Raw genomic sequence first — 19,583 nt, 5'->3', positions numbered from 1 at the left:
AGTGGGGCATGTCGGCCCCCTTGGGCCTCGACCAGACTGACACGACCGGACATTCGGCGCATTTTGATCACTAACGCTGTGTACTCGGCGCTCGTTCCGTACGCTCCGCACGCGCCTTCTCGTCCGCCTCTCCCCCCGCCCCCACGAGTCCCTTCCCCACCCCTGTCAGCCGAGGCCCGAACCGCTTCATCTCCCGCTGCCCCACCACCCCGATGAGCGCCGGCAGGTACCCGCGCACGGACTGCATCCCCCGCAGCCACCACTGCGCGTACACGTGCGACGAACGCCGCTCGATGCCCGCGACGATCCGGTCGACCGCCGGACCGAGCGGGTACGTCCGGTTCGAGGGCCACGGCAGCCGCTGCCGCAGCTCCCGCATCACGTCGTCCTCGTCCGCGCCCCGCACCATGTCCGTGTCGGTCCACGACAGGTACCCGACCCCGACCCGCACCCCCCGGTACCCGACCTCGGCCCGCAACGAGTGCGCGAACGCCTCGACGCCCGACTTCGACGCGCAGTACGCCGTCATCATCGGCGCCGGTGCGATCGCGGCCAGCGACGCGATCTGGAGGAAGTACCCCCGGTTCTCCAGGAGTACCGGCAGGAACGCCCGCCCCGTCACCGCCCCGCCGATCAGGTTGACCTCGACGACCCGCCGCCAGGCGACCGGATCCGAGTCCACGAACGGACCCCCGGAAGCGACCCCCGCGTTGGCCACGACGATGTCGACCTTCCCGAACCGCTCCTTGACCTCCCGCGCGACCCGCGCCATCGCCTCGTGGTCGGTGACATCGGCGTGCCACCAGTCCGCGTCGGAGTGCAGCCGCCCCGCCACCTGCTCCAGCTCGTCCGGCTCCAGGCCGACCAGCGCCACCTTCGCGCCGCGCGCCGACAGCTTGCGGGCCAGCAGCTCGCCGACGCCCCGCGCCGCGCCCGTGACGACCGCGACCTGCCCCTCCAGGTTCCGCCTGCCGCTCATACGGTCTGCTCCTTCTCCTCGTCGCGGACGGTGGGGGTGACGTACGCGGTCACCAGCTCGCGGAGTTTCGCCGTGACGGCCTCCGGTGCCTCCACCGGCGTCATGTGCCCGACACCGGCCAACTCGGTGAGTCCCAGCGGATGCGGCAGCGCGGCCACGATCTCGCGGGCGTGCACGGGCGGCGTCAGCCGGTCGGCGGTCCCCGCGATGACGGCGGTGGGCACGTCCAGCTCCCGTATCCCCGCCACGAGATCGAGCTCGCCGAGCACGTGCGACCAGGCCACGCGCGCGGCCCGCGGACAGGCGTGCACGATGCGGGCGCACTCCGCCACCCGCTCCGGCGAGGTCCCGGGCCCCATCGTCCCGTACTTGAGGATCGCCTTCGACAGCGCCGTGACGGGCCCCAGCGGCGCACGCGCCCCCAGCACCGCGCGCGTCATCCGCGTCCGCAGCCGGCCGGCCCGCATCGGCAGGACGAGCGACTCGGCGACCAGCCGCGAACTGCCCGTGCTGCACAGCAGAACGGCGGCCGCGTGCTCGCGGAACCCGGGCCGTCCGGCGGCGGCCATCATCGTCATGCCCCCCATGGAGTGCCCGGCCAGTACGGCCCGCTCACCCGGCGCGAGGGCGGTGGCGAGCACCGCTTCGAGGTCGTCGGCGAGGGCGTCCGTGCTGTAGCCGCCCGGCCCGACGGCGGGGGAACGCCCGTGTCCCCGCTGGTCGTAGACCACGACCCGGCACTCACCGGCGCCGGCGAGTGCGCGTATCTGCGCCGCCCAGAAGAGCGTCGAGCAGGTCCAGCCGTGCGCCAGGACGAGCGCGGGGGCACCCTCGGGCCCGTACACCTCCACGTGCAGCCGCGATCCGTCGGCGGAGACGGCGGTCAGCTCGCGCGAGGGGACCGGCGGCTCGCCGGCGGCCCGCATCAGCCGGCTCATGCGACCGCCTCCGCGGCACCGGCACCGGCACCGGCACTTGATCCGGCCGCTGTCCGCGCCCGTATCACCTCGTACTCCGCCATGTTCACTTCCCTCGTCGCGCGCCGGAACTCGCTCGGCGTCCCCGGCCAGATGGTGGTGTTGCGGCCGTTCGCGTCCAGGTACCAGCTGTCGCAGCCGCCCGTGTTCCACACGGTCCGCTTCATCCGGTCCTGCACCCTCCGGTTCCACGCGTGCACGGCCGAGGCCCGGGCGCCCAGCGCCACCCTGCCACCCAGGTCCGTCAACTGCCGCAGGTAGTCGGCCATGTAGTTCAGCTGCGACTCGATCATCAGGATCATCGAGCTGTTCCCGAGCCCGGTGTTCGGCCCGATGATCGTCATCCAGTTGGGGAACCCGGCCGCCGTCGCGCCGCGCAGCGACTCCATCCCGTCCTTCCACGCCTCGGCGAGCGTGATGCCGTCCGCGCCCACCACCCGTTCGGCGATCGGCATGTCGGTGACGCGGAAGCCCGTGCCGAAGATGATCGCGTCGACCTCGGCCTCCGTCCCGTCGGCCGCCACGACCGTGGACCCGCGCACCTCCCGCAGCCCCGAGGCGACGACGTCCACGTTCCGCTTCGCGAGCGCCGGATAGTACGAACTCGACAGCAGGATGCGCTTGCAGCCGATCCGGTACGACGGTGTCAGCTTGGCCCGCAGCGCCGGGTCCTTGATGGCCTTGGCCATGTTGGCCCTGGCGAGCGACTCGACGACGCCGAGCCGCTTGGGGTGCTTGGTGAACGCGGCGACCTGCAACTCCCGTATCCCGAAGAGCAGTCCGCGCCGCGCCTTCCCGGTGAACGGCAGCCGCCGGTGCAGCCACCGCTCGGGCCCGGTGACCGCCCGGTCCATGCGCGGCATCACCCACGGCGGCGTGCGCTGAAAGAGCGTCAGTTTCGCGACGCCGGGCTGGATCGACGGCACGATCTGGATCGCGGAAGCGCCCGTCCCGACCATCGCCACGCGCTTGCCGCGCAGGTCGTAACCGTGGTCCCACCGTGCCGAGTGGAAGACCCTGCCGGGGAAGCCGTCGAGTCCCGGCACGTCCGGAATTTTCGGGTCCGACAGCGGCCCGGTCGCGGACACCACCACGTCCGCGGTGATCGTGCCCTGCGTGGTCCCGATCTCCCAGCGCAGCTCGTCGCCGTCCCAGCGCATCATCCTCACTTCGTGGTCCAGCCGGATGTGCGGCCGCACCCCGAAGGTGTCGGTGACGTGCTCCAGGTACGCCCTGATGTGCTCCTGCCCCGAGAACGTGCGCGGCCAGTCCGGGTGGGGCGCGAAGGAGAACGAGTACAGATGGGAGGGCACGTCGCACGCGCAGCCCGGATAACTGTTGTCCCGCCAGGTGCCGCCCACCGCGCCGGCGCGCTCCAGGACGACGAAGTCGGTGATCCCCTCGCGGCGCAGCCGGACCGCGGCGCCCAGGCCGCCGAATCCGGATCCGATCACCGCCACTCGTACGTGCTCGTGCTCGGCCATGCCGACGCCTCCCGCGGTCCCACGAATCTGCCAGCAATCACTGGCACGATTCGGAGAGTAGAGCAGCCGCGTACTCATGGGTAGGGATCGGACACGAGGAAGTCGCGGAGGAAGTGCCCGAGGAAGCACCGGAGGAAGTGGCATCAGCGCGCACCGACCGCGGGTACCGGCGGTAGCGGCATAGGCTTCCCCCGTGGAAAGAGCCGCAGGAGCCCGTGAGTACCGCGTGGAGGAGCTGGCCAGGGAGGCCGGCATCACCGTGCGCACCCTGCGCTTCTACCGCGAGCGCAAGCTGCTGCCGCCGCCGCGCCGCGAGGGCCGTATCGCCTGGTACGACGACCGCCACCTGGCCCGGCTGCGCACCATCGCCGCTCTGCTGGCGCGCGGCCACACCCTGAACGGCATCGCGGACCTCACCGCCGCCTTCGGGAGCGGCCGCGACGTCGGCGAGCTCTTCGGCCGCGGCGAGGACGCCGCCCCCGCCACCTGGACCGAGGAGACCCCGGTCCGGCTCTCCCCCGAGGACCTCGCCGACCACTTCGCGGGCGAGGTCACCCCGGAGAACCTCGCCGCGGCGCTCGACCTCGGCTACCTCGCCGTCGACGGCGAGGAGATCGTGCACATCAGCCGCCGCCTGCTGGACGTGTCGGCGGCCCTGGTGCGCGAAGGCGTACCGCTGGCGGCCGTGCTCCGGGCGGGCAAGGAGGTGCGGGAGCACGCGACGGCGATGGCGGAGATCTTCACGGCCGTGGTCCGCTCCCACCTGACCGACGACGCACCGGACGGCGACGCGCCGGGGAACGGTCTCGCCGCGCCCCTGGAACGTCTGCGCCCGCTCGCCAAGAGCGTGGTCGAGGCGGAGCTCTCGATGGCCCTGGACCGCCTGATCAGGGCCGAGAAGGACCTCTGAACCGGCCGGGCCGGGGCTCACTGCCCGAAGACCGCCGTCACCGGCGCGTGGTCCGACCAGCGGAGGTCGTAACTGGCCGCCCGCTCGACGTACGCCTTGACCGCCCGCGCGGCCAGCCCCGGCGTCGCCACCGCGTAGTCGATGCGCCATCCCGAGTCGTTGTCGAAAGCCTTCCCGCGGTAGGACCACCACGTGTACGGGCCCTCCTGGTCCGGATGCAGCGCCCGCACCACGTCGACGTACGCCGCCTCGTCGAACACCCGCGTCAGCCAGGCCCGCTCCTCCGGCAGGAACCCGGAGGACTTCCGGTTCGCCTTCCAGTTCTTGAGGTCGGCCTCCTGGTGGGCGATGTTCCAGTCGCCGCACACCAGCACCTCGCGCCCGTCCGCCGCCGCGCGCTCCTTCAGCCCCTTCAGGTACGGCAGGAACTCGTCCATGAACCGCACCTTCTCGTCCTGCCGCTCCGTACCGACCTCACCGGAGGGCAGGTACAGACTGGCGACCGTGACACCGGGCAGGTCCGCCTCGACGTACCGCCCGCTCCCGTCGAACTCGGCGCTGCCGAATCCGACCCGTACCCGCTCCGGCTCCCGCCGCGCGTAGAGGGAGACGCCCGCCCGCCCCTTCGCGGCGGCCGGGGCGTGCACGACGTGCCAGCCCTCGGGCTCGCGCACCTCGCCCGGGAGCTGCTGCGGTTCGGCCCGTACCTCCTGGAGGCAGATCACATCGGCGGAGGTCTCGGCCAGCCACGGCACGAAGCCCTTCTTGGCGGCGGCGCGCAGGCCGTTTACATTCACAGAGGTCACAGTGAGCACCCCGGCACAATACAGAGATGGAAAATCTCCCGGCGCCGAACCTGCATAGAAGTACGATATCCCGCATGAATATCCAGGCACGCCCCTACGACCACCCCGACGCCGTCAAGCTCGAAGCCGAGGTACAGCAGGAGTACATCGAGCGCTACGACGGCGAGGGCGACACGACCCCCCTCGACCCCACCATGTTCGAGCCGCCGCGCGGCCTCTACCTCCTCGCGTACGACGACCGGGACCGCCCCGTCGCCAGCGGCGGCTGGCGCGCCCAGGACGAGAACGGCGAGGGCTACGCGGACGGCGACGCCGAACTCAAGCGCATGTACGTGATCCCCGACTGCCGTGGCCTCGGCCTGGCCCGCCGCATCCTCGCCGCCCTGGAGGACGACGCCCGCACGGCCGGCCGCACGCGGATGGTCCTGGAGACCGGCACCGCACAGCCGGAGGCCATCGCCCTCTACACGTCCAGCGGTTACGCCCCGACCGAGAAGTTCGGCCACTTCCGCGACTACCCGGACAGCCGCTGCTTCGCCAAGCCGCTGACGCCGTAACCCTGTTGACGCCGTGACGCCGTGACGGACACGGCGGAACACCGCCGCGCCTAAAAACGTTCAATGGGCACATACTTGGCGCCCGTCCCCTCGCCCCTGCCCGGAGGCCCCACGCATGACGCAGACGACGACCGACCGCCCCGCCCTCGTCGTCCCCGTACTGGCCTTCGCGGGAATCACCGTCGCCGTGATGCAGACCCTGCTCGTCCCGGTCATCAAGGACCTGCCCGTACTGCTCGACACATCGCCGGGAAACGCCACTTGGGTCATGACCGCGACCCTCCTGGCGGGCGCTGTCGCCACACCCGTCATGGGCCGGCTCGGCGATCTCTTCGGCAAGCGGAGGATGCTGCTGGCCAGTCTCGCCGTCATGGTCGTCGGCTCGCTGGTCTGCGCGTTCACCGACGACCTCGTGACGATGGTGGCCGGCCGGGCGCTCCAGGGCTTCGCCATGGGCGCGATACCGCTCGGCATCGGTATCATGCGCGACGCGTTGCCGCGCGAGCGGCTCGGTTCGGCGATGGCGCTGATGAGTTCGTCGATCGGGGTGGGCGGCGGGCTCGCCCTGCCGGCCGCGGCCCTGGTCGCCCAGCACGCCGGCTGGCACGCGCTGTTCCTCGGCGCGGCCGGGCTCGGCGTGCTGTCGATGCTGCTGACCGTTCTCGTCGTACCGGAGACTCCGGTACGGGCCACCGGCCGGTTCGACGTACCCGGCGCGATCGGCCTGGCCGCGGGCCTGGTCTGCCTCCTCCTCCCCGTCACCAAGGGCGGCGACTGGGGCTGGACTTCGCCCACCACGCTCGGCCTGTTCGCCGCGGCGGCCGTCGTCCTCGGACTGTGGGGCGTCATGGAGCTGCGGATCGAGGCCCCGCTGGTGGACCTGCGCACCAGCGCGCGCCGCGAGGTACTGCTCACCAACCTCGCCTCCATCATGGTCGGCGTCGCCTTCTACGCCGTCTCCCTGGTCCTCCCCCAGCTGCTCCAGCTCCCCACGTCGACCGGTTACGGCCTCGGCCGGTCGATGGTGGTGGCGGGGCTGTGCGTGGCGCCGCTCGGCCTGACGATGATGTTCGTCGCCCCGGTGTACGCCCGCCTCTCCGCCCGGCGCGGCCCCAAGGCCACGCTGATGCTCGGCCTGCTGATCATCGCGGTCGGTTACGGCGCGGGCCTCGGCCTGATGAGCGCCGCCTGGCAGACCGTCGTCGTCTCGGTGACGCTGGGCGCCGGCATAGGGCTCGCCTACTCGTCACTGCCCGCCCTGATCGTCGGCGCCGTCGACCCGTCGGAGACCGGCGCGGCCAACGGCCTGAACACCCTGATGCGTTCCATCGGCACGTCGGTGTCGAGCGCCGTGATCGGCATGGTCCTGGCCCACACCTCGGTCCGGGCGGGCGGAGTCGCGGTGCCCAGCATGGAGGGTTTCCGCATCTCGTTCGCGATCGCCGCCGGCGCGGTCCTCGTCGGCCTGCTCCTGGCGGCGTTCCTTCCGTCACAGCGGAACACCGCGCGGCTGGAGCTGCGCGCCGCGCGGGCCCCGCGCGTGGACGCCGGCGCGCCGGAGCTCCGGGCCCCGGCGCCCCGCTGAGCGGCCGGGGCCGGTGGATCCCGGGACCGTCGCCCCAGGCCCTCGTCCTGGAACATGCGAAGAGCCCCTACCGGTTTCCCGATAGAGGCTCTTCGTTGCGGTGGACCTGTGGGGATTTGAACCCCAGACCCCCTCGATGCGAACGAGGTGCGCTACCAGACTGCGCCACAGGCCCTTGCAACGAGTGAAACTTTAGCACCTCGATCGGGGTGCTCGGTAATCCGCTTCCGCGCAGGTCACTCGTTGACCGCGCGCGGCCTGTCTCCGTCCTCGTACTGGTCGAAGAGCGGCGTGCGGCCGTGACCCCGGTCACGGCGCGCCGGGTTCGCGCGCCGGCGCGGGGCCGGGTCGGCGGCGGCCGGGGATTCGGGCGCGGGCGTCGGCTCGGCGGCGCTGGAGCGGGCCGAGCTCCAGGTGCCCGGGTCGCCGAAGTCGACGCCACCCGTGGCGCGCGGGGCGACGGGGGCGGTCACGTACGTCGGCAGCGGGACCGGGACCGGATCCCAGCTCTCGCCGCGGGCCGAGCCGCGCTCCCGCTCGCGCTGCTGGTCCACCCACTCCGCGTGGTCCGTCTGCTCCACCAGTGCGCGCCTCCCCGCCTCCTGCGGGGACACGGCGGGCACCGGCTCGGGCTCCGGGCGTACGGCCGGCTCCTCGTCCGGCTCCGCGGAGACCGGCCGGCGGGCCGGGTGCGGGCGGCGCTCGCGCAGGCGCTGCGCCGCCGCCTCCGCCCTGCGCCGGTCCATGGTGAAGGCGAAGCGCCGCCGCTCGGTGGACCGCAGATGCACGATGTACGTGCTCAGCAGTACGGCGGGGACGGCCGGTGCCCAGAGGAACTGGAGCCCGCCGACCGCCGCGACGATCGCGCCCAGGGTGAAGGCGAGGAAGAGGACCACGGTGGTGCGCCGGCGGCGCGCGAGGACCTTCGAGCGCCGGGCGCGTTCGGCGGCGGCACTCGCGGTGCGCGCGCGCCTTTCCTCCCGCACCTGTTCCCGCACTCCCCCGCGCGCGCCCTCGGGGGCGCCCTCCCGCGTGGCGGGGTGCTCCGTCTGCGTCGGGGGCACGGCGAAGGCCCGGACGTCGACGGAACTCAATCGGTCCGTGACGGCGTCCGGGTCCACGTCGGGTCCCGCCTCACCTGCGGCGCGTTCCTCCAGCTCCCTGGCGTACCGGCGCTCCATGGCCGCTCGTCCGGACAGCAGCCGGATGGCCGTACTGAAGCGTTCGGTCGGACGGGCCTCGTTGAGCTCGTCCTGCCTGCGGAGCCACATCGGCACCAAGTAGGCGGCCCAGGCCCCGACGATGACTGCGTAGATGAGGCCGCTGCTGCTCACACCCCACACCGTAGAGGGGTTCGCGCAAACCCATCCGCCAATTGAGCCGGTGTGTCGCACGATCTGGCTGATAACTCGAGCTTTTTTTATGACCGATCGGATCAACAGACCGCTTTATGGGTGCTTTTACAGTCAACAGCCGATCAAATTCGAACACTTATTTCATTTACGGGATGGGCCCGATCGTGCCCGGTGCCAGCGGGTGAGCAGTCCTTCGGGCACTTCTTCCGCCGTGAGCGCGTAGACCAGGTGGTCGCGCCACCCGCCGTCGATGTGGAGATATCGGGGCCGCAGACCCTCCTCGCGGAATCCGAGTTTCTCCACGACCCTGCGGCTGGGCCCGTTCTCGGGGCGAATGCAGACCTCGACGCGGTGCAGACCGACCGTACGGAAGCAGTGGTCGACGGTGAGGGCGACGGCCGTCGGCATCACGCCGCGGCCCGCCACCTCGCGGTCCACCCAGTAACCGACGTGCCCCGAGCACATCGATCCCCAGGTGATCCCGGCGACCGTCAACTGGCCGACCAGCTGCCCCCGGTACTCGATGACGAAGGGCAGCATCCGGCCCGCGTTGGCCTCGGAGCGCAGATGGCGGACCATCTGACGGTACGTCGGCCGCTGGGCCGCCGGGCCCGCGGGCGCGGGCGGCGGGATCGTCGCCTCCCAGGGGCGCAGCCACTCGCGGTTGCGCCGGTTCACCTCGCGCCAGACCCGCTGGTCGCGAAGTCTTATCGGACGGAGGGTGACATCGCCGTCCGTCAGCTCGACGGGCCAGGACGAGACGTTCAGCTCGGGCTCCCCGGTCGGGGGGATCCGGATCCGGGGTGGTCGCCGCCCCTGATCTGGTCCACGGCGTGGAGCAGGAGGCGCTCCAGGACCGCGAGGCCGTCCCGTACGCCACCGGTGGAACCCGGCAGGTTCACGATCAGGGTCCGGCCCGCGACGCCCGCCAGACCGCGGGAGAGCGCGGCGGTCGGGATCTTCGCCAGGCCCTCGGCACGGATCGCCTCGGGGATGCCGGGGATGTCGTAGTCGAGGACGCGGCGGGTGGCTTCGGGGGTGCGGTCGGTCGGTGAGATGCCGGTGCCGCCCGTGGTGAGGATGACGTCGTACGCGGCGGTGACCCCGTCGCGCAGGGCCCGCTCCACCGGATCGCCGTCGGGGACCACCAGCGGTCCTTCGACCTCGAAGCCCAGGGTGCGCAGGCCCTCGGCGAGGATCGGGCCGCCCCGGTCGGCGTAGACGCCGGCGGAGGCGCGGTTGGAGGCCGTCACGACGAGGGCGCGGCGCGGCGGCTGCGGAGCGGGGACCGGGACGGGCTCGGCCACCGGGCCGTGGCCGTGGCCGTACACCTCTCCGGCGCGGGGGGCGGGGCTCATGAGCGGCTCCAGTCGCCGGACTTTCCGCCCGTCTTCTCCTCGACCCGTACGTCGGTGATGACCGCGCCCTTGTCGACCGCCTTCACCATGTCGATCACGGTGAGCGCGGCGACCGTGACGGCGGTCAGCGCCTCCATTTCGACGCCCGTACGGTCCGTCGTGCGCACCGTGGCGGCGATCTCGACGGCGTCGTCGGCGACCGTGAGGTCGAGCTTCACGCCGGAGAGCGCGAGCGGGTGGCAGAGCGGGATCAGGTCGGGCGTGCGCTTGGCGCCCATGATTCCGGCGATGCGGGCGGTGGCGAGGGCGTCGCCCTTGGGAACACCCTCGCCGCGCAGCAGCTCGACGACGCGCGGCGCGACAAGGACGCGTCCGGTGGCGCGCGCGGTGCGCGCGGTGACGTCCTTGGCCGAGACGTCGACCATGCGGGCCGCCCCCGCCTCGTCGATGTGCGTGAGCCGTTCGTGCGTACTCATTACGTGTGGTGCTCCCGGTCAGGGCCTGTGAGGGCAGACACGGTACTCCCACCGGCCCCGGGTCAGCCGAGCAGGACCACGTCGACCTCGGTGGCGGGCTCGACCTCGGTGGCGTCCTCCGGGACCGTGATCAGGGCGTTCGCGCGGGCGAGTGCGGCGATCAGATGGGATCCGGCGCCACCGACAGGGGTGACGGTGCCCGACTCCTCGTCGTACGTACCGCGCAGGAACTGGCGCTTTCCGGCGGGCGAGGAGAGCGGCTTGTCGACGCTCAGGGCGGCGCGGGTCTTCGGGCGGTGCACGTCCTTCAGGCCCATCAGGGCGCGGATCGCCGGACGCACGAAGAGCTCGAAGGAGACGTACGACGAGACCGGGTTGCCCGGGAGGGCGAGCAGCGGCGTGTGCTCGGGGCCGATGGAGCCGAAGCCCTGGGGCTTGCCCGGCTGCATGGCGAGCTTGCGGAAGTCGATGCCGCTGCCGGGCTCGTCCTCATCGCCCACGGAGGACAGCGCCTCCTTGACGACGTCGTACGCGCCGACGCTGACGCCACCGGTCGTGACGATCATGTCGGCGCGGATCAGCTGGTCTTCGATGGTGGCGCGGAGCGTCTCGGCGTCGTCGGTGACGGCGCCGACGCGGTAGGCGATGGCTCCGGCGTCGCGGGCGGCGGCGGTCAGCGCGAAGCTGTTGGAGTCGTAGATCTGACCCGTGGCCAGCTCCAGGCCGGGCTGGACCAGTTCGCTGCCGGTCGACAGGACGACGACGCGGGGGCGGGGCCTGACCTTGACGGTGGCGCGGCCGATGGCGGCGAGCAGGCCGATCTGGGGCGGCCCCAGGACCGTACCGGCCTCCAGGGCGAGGTCGCCGGCCTGGACGTCGCTGCCGCGCGCGCGGACGTGCGCCCGCGCCTCGACGGGGCGGTGGACGCGGACCTCGCCGGACGCGCCCTCGGGGGCACCGCTCGCGGCGCGCATGGTGTCGGCCGGGCCGCCGCCCGTGCCGCCGTCGGTCCACTCGACCGGGACGACGGCCTCGGCGCCGGGCGGCAGCGGGGCACCGGTCATGATGCGGGCGGCCTCGCCCGGACCGACCATGAGCGTCCGGCCGCTGCCCGCCGCCACGTCACCGATGACGGTGAGGGCGGCGGGGAACTCCTCGCTGGCGCCCGCCACATCGCTCGTGCGGACCGCGTACCCGTCCATCGAGCTGTTGTCGAAGGGCGGCAGCGCGATCCGGACCGTGACGTCCTCGACGAGGACACAGCCCTGCGCGTCCGGGAGCTGCAGCTCGATGGGTTCGAGCGGCTTGACCGTGGCGAGGATGTCCTCGAGGTGTTCGTCGACAGACCAGATCGTGCTGCTCAAGGTGCTACATCTCCTCGGTCACGTAACTGCGAAGCCAGGTCCGGAACTCCGGGCCAAGGTCCTCACGTTCGCATGCGAGTCTGACAATGGCACGCAGATAGTCACCCCGGTCGCCGGTGTCATAGCGGCGGCCCTTGAAGACGACGCCGTGCACCGGGCCGCCGGCCTTCTCGTCCTCGGCCAGGTGCTGGAGCGCGTCGGTGAGCTGGATCTCGCCGCCGCGGCCCGGCTCGGTCTTGCGCAGTATGCCGAAAACGGCAGGGTCCAGCACATAGCGGCCGATGACGGCGTAGTTGCTGGGCGCGTCGGCCGGGTCCGGCTTCTCGACCAGTCCGGTGACCCGTACGACGTCGCTCTCGACGGTCGGCTCGACGGCCGCCGATCCGTACATGTGGATCTGGGCGGGGTCGACCTCCATGAGGGCGACGACACTGCCGCCGTACTGTTCCTGGATCTCGATCATCCGGGCCAGCAGGGGGTCGCGCGGGTCGATCAGGTCGTCACCGAGGAGTACGGCGAAGGGCTGGTCGCCGACGTGCGGCGCGGCGCACAGGACGGCGTGGCCGAGGCCCTTGGGGTCGCCCTGGCGGACGTAGTGCATGGTGGCGAGGTCGCTCGACTCCTGCACCCTCGCCAGGCGTTCGGCGTCGCCCTTGCGTCCGAGGGCCGACTCCAGCTCGTAGTTGCGGTCGAAGTGGTCCTCCAGCGGGCGCTTGTTGCGACCGGTGATCATGAGAACGTCGGAAAGCCCCGCGGTCACGGCCTCCTCGACCACGTACTGGATGGCGGGCTTGTCGACGACGGGCAGCATCTCCTTCGGAGTGGCCTTCGTCGCCGGCAGGAACCTCGTGCCGAGGCCGGCGGCAGGGATGACAGCCTTGGTGATCCCGGGGTGCGACTGAGTCATGGTCAGAACGATATCCGTTACCTATGGGCGGAAGATGAGGATCCGGTCAATAAATTCTCATACGAGCGATTTGTGGAGCCCCTGTGATGTGTGACGAGTCTGGCAAGGCCGGGTTGCGACGAGAACGACTCGACATGAGATCCCGGTTGACCAGGGGTGACGTGGAGAAAGCCGGTGCGGCTCTGGCCCGCAGGGCACTGGAGCTGCCGGAGCTCGCCGACGCCGGGACGGTCGCCGCGTACGTGTCGGTCGGGAGCGAGCCCGGCACCCGGGCGCTGCTGGACGCGCTGCGCGCGCGGGGCGTACGGGTGCTGCTTCCCGTACTCCTCGCGGACAACGACCTGGACTGGGCCCTGTACGAGGGTGCGGAGCGGCTCGCGCGCGCCCGGCTCGGGCTTCTGGAGCCGCGGGGTGCGCGGCTCGGCGTACAGGCCGTGGCGGAGGCCGACGCGGTGCTGCTGCCCGGGCTCGCGGTGGACGGACGCGGGGTGCGGCTCGGGCGTGGCGGCGGATCGTACGACCGGGTGCTCGCCCGGCTGGAGGCGGCGGGCGCGCACCCTCACCTGGTGGTGCTCCTGTACGACGAAGAGGTGGTCGCGCGGGTCCCGAGGGAACCGCACGACCACCTCGTGAGCGCCGTGGTGACACCAGCCGCTGTCAGGCGCTTCACGGCCTGAGGTTCCCGGCCGGGGACCTCGGGCCGGGGGCCCGGCCCGGCGTTCTACGGCCTGAGCACCAGCGTGTCGGTGGTGCTCTTCTCGACCGCCTCCTTGCCGAACGGCCAGTCGAGCAGCTCGCCCTTGGCCCACTTGTCGGTCTGGTCGGTGTAGTGCGCGCTGTACGCGTGGCCCGACGCACCGGTGAGGTTGATCCAGCGGGACCGGTCGAGGTTGCCGAGGTTCACGACCATCCGCATGGACGGCACCCACATGACCTCGTAGCCGCCCGCCGCGTTCCAGCCGGTGGCGTTGACCGCCGCCTCGCCGCCGCCCAGGTTCCAGGGGCCCCGGTTGAGCAGCCACTGGAGGGCGCCGGGGCCACTGGTGCCCAGGGTCTGGTTCTTCAGCGTGAGCTGGTGCAGGCGGCCCCAGCTCCAGGAGTCGATGTCCTTGCCGAGCATGGCCGTCAGCTCCCAGCGGGCGTCCTTCAGCGCGCGGCCGAGCAGCTCGTCACGGGTGTCGGTCGCCTTGTCCAGACGGGTCTTCGGCGTCTGCCACCACTCGTTCTTCTCGTCCTTGAGCATCGTGCGGACGACCTCGTACCAGCGGTCGCCGCCGTCCGGCTGCGCCGAGTCCTTGGCGCGCTGCCCGCACTCGCGCACGCGCTCGTCGAGGTCGTCGACCGGGCCCGTGCTGTCGGCGGGACGGACGCTGAGGCACTGCCCCTTGACCCGCAGTTCCTTGGGCAGCTTGTTGCCGAAGGCGAGCTTGAGGACGTTGCGCCACACGGCGTTGAAGTACGCGGCACCCGCCGAGTCCGGCTCCTGGGTGTAGTCCCAGCCTTCGAGCAGCTTCTGCGTCTCGCGGACGTCCGGGTCCGACACGTCGATCTTCAGCAGGTAGGGCGTGAGCAGCTTGGCGATCTCGCTGCTGTTGTCCGTCTGCATGGTGCGCATGTCCTCGGTCGAGATCTTGCCGCCGTCGGCGATCTTCGATTCGATGAGGTCGTTGATCCGCTGGCTGCGCGCGCCGTAGCCCCAGTCCTCGGTGATGAGGTACGGGTACTTCTCCTTGTCGATCACGGCCTGGTTGGCGGTGACGATGTAGCCGCGCTTCGGGTTGTACTCGTACGGCAGCTCGGCCTGCGGGATGAAGCTCTTCCAGTTGTTGCGCGAGTCCCAGCCGGCGGCGGGCACGGTGCCGTCGTGGCCGGCGCCCCGGACCGGGATGCGGCCGGGGGCCTGGTAGCCGATGTTGCCCTGGGTGTCGGCGTAGATGAGGTTCTGGGACGGGACCTCGAAGTGGGCGGCGGCGGCGCGGAAGCTCTTGAAGTCCGTGGCCCGGTTCAGCTCGAACACGGCGTCCATGGACTTGCCGGGCATCAGCGCGGTCCACTTGAGGGAGATCCCGTAGCCCTCGCCGCGGTCCGGGGCGGCGTTGGTGACCGGGGCCTTCTCGCCGACCTTCCCGAGCTCGTCGCTGCGGTCGGAGACCAGCGGGCCGTTGTTGGTGGAGCGGACGGTGATCTTCTTCGGCTTGCCGCCGGCGACCTTGATGGTCTCCTCGCGGGTCGTGAAGGGCTTCGTGCGGCCGTCGTAGAGGTAGCCGTCGTCCGAGACCTTCTCCAGGTAGAGGTCGGTGACGTCGGCTCCGAGGTTGGTGAAGCCCCAGGCGATGTTCTGGTTGTGACCGATTATCACGCCGGGCATGCCGGAGAAGGTGTAGCCCGCGGTGTCGTACTGGCAGGTCGGGGAGACCTTCCGGCAGTGCAGGCCCATCTGGTACCAGAGCGAGGGCAGCTGGGGCGCGAGGTGCGGGTCGTTGGCGAGCAGCGGCTTCTTGGTCGTCGTGTACGCGCCGGAGACCACCCAGGAGTTGGAGCCGATGCCGCTGCCGCTGGGCCCGAGCAGGGCCGGGATCTCGTCGAGGGCGTCGGAGACGCTGGAGAGCTGGGCCTGGAAGCCCTGGGCGGCGTCGGCGGAGCTGCCGGCGGTGCCGGTGCCCACGCCGGTGCCGGTGCCGGTCCCGCTGCCGGTGCCGGCGCCTGTGCCCGAACCCGCCGCGCCCGTACCGGTGCCCGTGCCCGTACCGGTGCCCGTGCCCGTGCCCGAGTCGGGCGACGCCTTCGGGTCGTACTTCTTCGTCGTCCCGTCGATCGCGCCCGCCTCGACCACCGGCTTGTTCCGGTCGTACGGATACGGCGGGTACAGGTCCTTGATCTGCTTCGCGCTCAGCCGGCTCGTCATCAGCGAACGGTCGATCTCTTCCTGCATGTTGCCGCGCAGGTCCCACGCCATGGCCTTGAGCCAGGCCACCGAGTCGACGGGCGTCCACTTCTCGGGCTTGTAGTCGTTGGTGAGCCCCAGAGCGGCGTACTCGACGGAGATCTCCTTGCCGTCGCGGCCTTCGAGGTAGGAGTTGACGCCGGCGGCGTACGCCTGGAGGTACTTCTTCGTCTCCGGCGTGAGCTTGGTGTCGTACTCCTTCTGCGCGACCTCGCGCCAGCCGAGCGTACGCAGGAACGCGTCGGTCTCGACCTGGCCCGAGCCGAACATCTCGGACAGCCGGCCCGACGTCATGTGACGGCGGACGTCCATCTCGTAGAAGCGGTCCTGCGCCTGGACGAAGCCCTGGGCGCGGAAGAGGTCTTCGTCGGTGGTCGCGTAGATCTGCGGAATGCCGTAGCTGTCGCGCTTGACGTCGACGGGCTCCGTCAGTCCGTCGATCTCGATCGACCCCGTGGTCTGGGGGAAGGAGGCGCGCACCGTGCTGATGCTCCAGTAGGTGCCGTAGCCGACACCCGCAACAAGGGCCAACACCAGCACGATCACGAGCAGACGGGCGCGACGCCCCTTCTTCTTGCGGGAAGAGGCGGTGGTGTTGGCGGGCATCGCTGTCCTTCGAGGGGCAGGGTGGTCCTGGAGTGCTGGAGCAACCATAGGCGCAGCGCTCCCGCGCTCCGGACTCGGTATCTCCAACCGTGATCGTACGGACGATCGAAGGCGTCAAGAAAACGTTAAAGATTAGGTAAGGTAACGAAGTACCGGTCGCCGAAGGAACGATCCGGCAGGCGTGTGACGGAAGGAACGGCCACTGACTGTCCACCAGCTCAACGAACTCCTGCTCATCTGCTCACTCGTGCTGCTCTTCGCCGTCGCGGCGGTGCGCATCTCGTCCCGGAGCGGGCTCCCCAGCCTGCTGCTGTACCTCGGGATCGGGGTCGCCATAGGGCAGGACGGCATCTTCGACGTCAAGTTCGACAACGCCGAACTGACGCAGGTGATCGGCTATGCCGCGCTCGTGGTGATTCTGGCCGAGGGCGGCCTGGGCACGAAGTGGAAAGAGATCAAGCCCGCCCTGCCCGCCGCGGTCGTCCTTTCGACCGTCGGCGTCGCGGTGAGCGTGGGCGTCACGGCGGCCGGTGCGCACTATCTCGTCGGTCTCGACTGGCGGCAGTCGCTGATCATCGGCGCGGTCGTCTCGTCGACGGACGCCGCCGCGGTCTTCTCCGTACTGCGCAAGGTGCCGCTGCCCTCCCGGATCACCGGTGTGCTGGAAGCGGAGTCGGGCTTCAACGACGCCCCGGTCGTGATCCTGGTGGTCGCCTTCTCGATGGTCGGTCCGGTGGACCACTGGTACGTACTGCTCGGCGAGATCGCCCTGGAGCTGGCGATCGGTGCGGGTCTGGGGCTCGCGATGGGCTGGCTCGGGGCGTTCGCACTGCGGCATGTGGCACTGCCCGCGTCCGGTCTCTATCCGATCGCGGTGATGGCGATCGCCGTATCGGCGTACGCCGCCGGAGCCATCGCGCACGGCAGTGGCTTCCTCGCCGTCTACCTGGCGGCGATGGTGCTGGGCAACTCCAGGCTGCCGCACTGGCCGGCGACGCGCGGGTTCGCGGACGGGCTCGGCTGGATCGCGCAGATCGGCATGTTCGTCCTGCTCGGCCTGCTGGTGACGCCGCACGAGCTGCTGGCCGACTTCTGGCCCGCCGTGATGGTGGGGCTGGTGCTCACGACGGTGGCGCGGCCCCTGGAGGTGCTGATCAGCCTGGCGCCGTTCCGCATCCCGTGGCAGGAGCAGGCCCTGATGTCCTGGGCCGGGCTGCGCGGCGCCGTGCCCATCATCCTGGCGACCATCCCCCTGGTGTCGGGTGTCGAGGGCAGCCACCGGATCTTCAACATCGTCTTCGTCCTCGTCGTCGTCTACACCCTCGTCCAGGGGCCGACGCTGCCCTGGCTGGCGAAGTGGCTGCGGCTCGGCGACGACCCGTCCGAAGCCGCCGACCTGGGCGTCGAGTCCGCCCCGCTGGAGCGGCTGCGCGGACACCTGCTGTCGGTCGCGATCCCCGAGAAGTCGAAGATGCACGGTGTGGAGGTGGCCGAGCTGCGGCTGCCGCACGGGGCCGCGGTCACCCTGGTCGTACGGGAGGGAACCAGCTTCGTACCGCTGCCGACGACGGTGCTGCGGCGCGGCGACGAGCTGCTCGTGGTGGCGACCGATCCGGTACGGGACGCCGCCGAGCGGCGGCTGCGGGCCGTCGGGCAGGGCGGCAAGCTGGCCGGATGGCTGGGAACCGGTGGTGTGAGCGCCCATTGATCGCAGGCCGTGTGACGTAATCCGTACGCATTCACAGGTGCGGCGGAAGCGATGCCCTGTAACATGAAGGTCTACTGATCGACCAACTCTGCCTGACGCAGAGCTGGCGCGACCGTACGGCGGCCGGCCCCTCGCAGTGGGTGTCCTGGTATCTACCGCCGGTCCTGCGCAAGAGGACAGCTCTCGGCGGCTCCCGCACGCACCCACCCCCGCGTGCACGGGGGAGCGTCACCAGGCGGCAGAAAGGCAAGGACCGTGCCCCACACGGTCACGACCCCCCGCCCCGGCTACGGGCAACTGCTGCGCACCCCCGGCGCATGGACGTACCTGCTGCCCGGGTTCCTGGCACGGCAGCCCTTCGCGATGCTGACGATCGGCATCGTGCTGCTGGTGCAGCACACCACAGGGTCGTACGGAAGCGCGGGCGCCGTCGCCGCCGTCACCGGCGTCTCCATGGCGCTGTTCGCGCCGCAGAGCGGCAAGCTGGCCGACCGTTTCGGACAGAGCGCCGTTCTGGTTCCGGGCGTTCTCGTGCACACCGCCTCCGTCGTCACCCTGACGGTGCTCGCGCTCGCGGACGCGCCCCTGTGGGCGCTGTTCGTCGCGGCCGTTCCCACGGGCGCGTCCGTTCCGCAGATCGGTCCGATGGTGCGGGCCCGCTGGGCCGCCAAGCTGGAGGGCTCGCCGCTGATGTCCACCGCCGCGGCCTTCGAGTCCGTCACCGACGAGTTCACCTTCGTCGTGGGACCGGTGCTCGCGACCGCGCTGTGCACCGGTGTGCACCCGGCGGCCGGCCTGGTCGCCGAGGCCGTCCTGACCCTGGTCGGCGGTCTGTTCTTCGCGCTGCAGCGGCGTACGCAGCCGCGGGCCGGGCGCCTGTCCGCGTCCGAGGGGCCGCGCGTCTCCGCGCTCTCCGTGCCCGGCGTGCGGGTGCTCGCGGTGGCCTTCCTCGGCATCGGCTCGGTCTTCGGGGGAATGCAGGTCTCCCTGACGGCGTTCTCGGAGGAGATCGGCAACCCCGGCGTGAACGGGCTGCTCTACGGAACGTTCGCAGCGGGCAACATGCTCGCCGGTATCGCGTGCGGCGCCATCGCCTGGAAGTCCGGGCCCCGGCGCCGTCTCATGGTCGGGTACGCCGCTCTGACGCTGGCCGCGTCCGGGCTGTGGGCGGTGCACTCCGTGCCGCTGCTCGCGGGCCTGGGGCTGCTGGTCGGCCTGTGCATCGCGCCCGCGCTGATCACCGGTTACACGATGGTCGAGACCCTGGTGCCCGCTTCGGTCCGTACCGAGGCGTTCACCTGGCTGACCGGAGCGGTGGCTCTGGGGCAGGCCGCGGGTGTCACGGTCGCGGGACGGCTGGCGGACGCGAACGGTGCGAGCGCCGGATTCCTGGTGCCGCTGGTGGGCACCGCGCTCGCCCTCGCCATCCTGGTGGCGCTGCGCTCGCGGCTCGCGCCGGAGGCTCCGGGACGGGTCGCCGCACGTGGCGTGAGTCACCGAGTGCCGGTGACAGTGGACTGATCTCTCGGAATACGTCAGTATGGAACGTCGTTAGCACTCATTGAGT

17 protein-coding genes and 1 tRNA gene are annotated in these 19,583 nt (G+C 71.2%); 6 read left to right on the top strand and 12 right to left on the bottom strand.

Going from position 1 to position 19,583, the window contains the following annotated elements; translation table 11 throughout:
- Positions 1 to 70: 70 nt before the first annotated feature.
- From BN1555_RS18795 to BN1555_RS18785, 3 genes are read right to left on the bottom strand one after another with little or no spacing between them, the layout of a single operon-like run.
- Positions 71 to 979 (bottom strand): SDR family oxidoreductase, encoded by a 909-nt coding sequence (locus BN1555_RS18795; RefSeq protein ID WP_093800468.1) that lies wholly within the window; start codon positions 977 to 979, stop codon positions 71 to 73.
- Positions 976 to 1,917: an alpha/beta fold hydrolase gene (locus BN1555_RS18790; RefSeq protein ID WP_093800467.1), complete on the bottom strand. Its 942-nt coding sequence runs from the start codon at positions 1,915 to 1,917 to the stop codon at positions 976 to 978. The genes BN1555_RS18795 and BN1555_RS18790 overlap by 4 nt, the downstream gene beginning before the upstream one ends.
- Positions 1,914 to 3,440: a flavin-containing monooxygenase gene (locus BN1555_RS18785; protein ID WP_093800466.1), complete on the bottom strand. Its 1,527-nt coding sequence runs from the start codon at positions 3,438 to 3,440 to the stop codon at positions 1,914 to 1,916. The genes BN1555_RS18790 and BN1555_RS18785 overlap by 4 nt, the downstream gene beginning before the upstream one ends.
- 193 nt (positions 3,441 to 3,633) lie before the next feature.
- On the opposite strand from BN1555_RS18785, the gene BN1555_RS18780 reads away from it, so the two are divergent.
- Positions 3,634 to 4,350, top strand: a complete 717-nt coding sequence (locus tag BN1555_RS18780; protein WP_093800465.1) for a MerR family transcriptional regulator — start codon at positions 3,634 to 3,636, stop codon at positions 4,348 to 4,350.
- A gap of 17 nt (positions 4,351 to 4,367) precedes the next feature.
- Here the strand turns inward: BN1555_RS18780 and BN1555_RS18775 are convergent, their stop codons facing one another.
- Positions 4,368 to 5,165 (bottom strand): exodeoxyribonuclease III, encoded by a 798-nt coding sequence (locus tag BN1555_RS18775; protein WP_093800464.1) that lies wholly within the window; start codon positions 5,163 to 5,165, stop codon positions 4,368 to 4,370.
- A gap of 65 nt (positions 5,166 to 5,230) precedes the next feature.
- Here BN1555_RS18775 and BN1555_RS18770 point away from each other — a divergent pair, with 65 nt between their 5' ends.
- Positions 5,231 to 5,713 (top strand): GNAT family N-acetyltransferase, encoded by a 483-nt coding sequence (locus BN1555_RS18770; protein ID WP_093800463.1) that lies wholly within the window; start codon positions 5,231 to 5,233, stop codon positions 5,711 to 5,713.
- 115 nt (positions 5,714 to 5,828) lie between these two features.
- Positions 5,829 to 7,298 (top strand): MFS transporter, encoded by a 1,470-nt coding sequence (locus BN1555_RS18765; protein ID WP_093800462.1) that lies wholly within the window; start codon positions 5,829 to 5,831, stop codon positions 7,296 to 7,298.
- 101 nt (positions 7,299 to 7,399) lie between these two features.
- Here BN1555_RS18765 and BN1555_RS18760 read toward each other — a convergent pair.
- The 7 genes from BN1555_RS18760 to galU form a co-directional block, all read right to left on the bottom strand.
- Positions 7,400 to 7,473, bottom strand: a tRNA-Ala gene (locus BN1555_RS18760).
- A gap of 61 nt (positions 7,474 to 7,534) precedes the next feature.
- Complete coding sequence (gene glpR, locus BN1555_RS18755; protein ID WP_093800461.1) at positions 7,535 to 8,632, bottom strand: divisome protein SepX/GlpR; 1,098 nt, start codon at positions 8,630 to 8,632, stop codon at positions 7,535 to 7,537.
- A 162-nt stretch (positions 8,633 to 8,794) separates the two neighbouring features.
- The gene (locus tag BN1555_RS18750) at positions 8,795 to 9,421 is read right to left on the bottom strand and encodes a GNAT family N-acetyltransferase (RefSeq protein WP_093800460.1); all 627 of its coding nucleotides are present in this window, start codon (positions 9,419 to 9,421) and stop codon (positions 8,795 to 8,797) included.
- Positions 9,418 to 10,011: a MogA/MoaB family molybdenum cofactor biosynthesis protein gene (locus BN1555_RS18745; protein WP_093800459.1), complete on the bottom strand. Its 594-nt coding sequence runs from the start codon at positions 10,009 to 10,011 to the stop codon at positions 9,418 to 9,420. Before BN1555_RS18745 ends, BN1555_RS18750 begins: the two co-directional genes overlap by 4 nt.
- Positions 10,008 to 10,487 (bottom strand): cyclic pyranopterin monophosphate synthase MoaC, encoded by a 480-nt coding sequence (gene moaC, locus BN1555_RS18740; RefSeq protein WP_093800458.1) that lies wholly within the window; start codon positions 10,485 to 10,487, stop codon positions 10,008 to 10,010. Before moaC ends, BN1555_RS18745 begins: the two co-directional genes overlap by 4 nt.
- 62 nt (positions 10,488 to 10,549) lie before the next feature.
- Complete coding sequence (glp, locus tag BN1555_RS18735; protein WP_093800457.1) at positions 10,550 to 11,851, bottom strand: molybdotransferase-like divisome protein Glp; 1,302 nt, start codon at positions 11,849 to 11,851, stop codon at positions 10,550 to 10,552.
- Positions 11,852 to 11,855: 4 nt separating this feature from the next.
- Positions 11,856 to 12,758, bottom strand: a complete 903-nt coding sequence (galU, locus tag BN1555_RS18730; protein ID WP_093800456.1) for a UTP--glucose-1-phosphate uridylyltransferase GalU — start codon at positions 12,756 to 12,758, stop codon at positions 11,856 to 11,858.
- An 86-nt stretch (positions 12,759 to 12,844) separates the two neighbouring features.
- Between galU and BN1555_RS18725 the strand changes: the two genes are divergently transcribed.
- Positions 12,845 to 13,435 carry a 5-formyltetrahydrofolate cyclo-ligase gene (locus tag BN1555_RS18725; RefSeq protein WP_093800455.1) on the top strand — a complete coding sequence of 197 codons (591 nt, stop codon included), beginning with the start codon at positions 12,845 to 12,847 and terminating at the stop codon, positions 13,433 to 13,435.
- A 44-nt stretch (positions 13,436 to 13,479) separates the two neighbouring features.
- Here the strand turns inward: BN1555_RS18725 and BN1555_RS18720 are convergent, their stop codons facing one another.
- Complete coding sequence (locus tag BN1555_RS18720) at positions 13,480 to 16,308, bottom strand: penicillin acylase family protein (RefSeq protein WP_093800454.1); 2,829 nt, start codon at positions 16,306 to 16,308, stop codon at positions 13,480 to 13,482.
- A 247-nt stretch (positions 16,309 to 16,555) separates the two neighbouring features.
- Here BN1555_RS18720 and BN1555_RS18715 point away from each other — a divergent pair, with 247 nt between their 5' ends.
- The gene (locus tag BN1555_RS18715) at positions 16,556 to 18,016 is read left to right on the top strand and encodes a potassium/proton antiporter (RefSeq protein WP_255306085.1); all 1,461 of its coding nucleotides are present in this window, start codon (positions 16,556 to 16,558) and stop codon (positions 18,014 to 18,016) included.
- Between the two features lie 255 nt (positions 18,017 to 18,271).
- Positions 18,272 to 19,537 carry an MFS transporter gene (locus tag BN1555_RS18710; RefSeq protein ID WP_093800452.1) on the top strand — a complete coding sequence of 422 codons (1,266 nt, stop codon included), beginning with the start codon at positions 18,272 to 18,274 and terminating at the stop codon, positions 19,535 to 19,537.
- The last annotated feature ends 46 nt before the right edge of the window (positions 19,538 to 19,583 follow it).

The organism is Streptomyces sp. Wb2n-11 (genome assembly GCF_001049855.1).
GTDB classification, from domain to species: Bacteria; Actinomycetota; Actinomycetes; order Streptomycetales; family Streptomycetaceae; genus Streptomyces; species Streptomyces altiplanensis.
The sequence above is the reverse complement of the archived record's forward strand: the minus strand, read 5'-3'. Positions and strand labels throughout refer to the sequence as shown.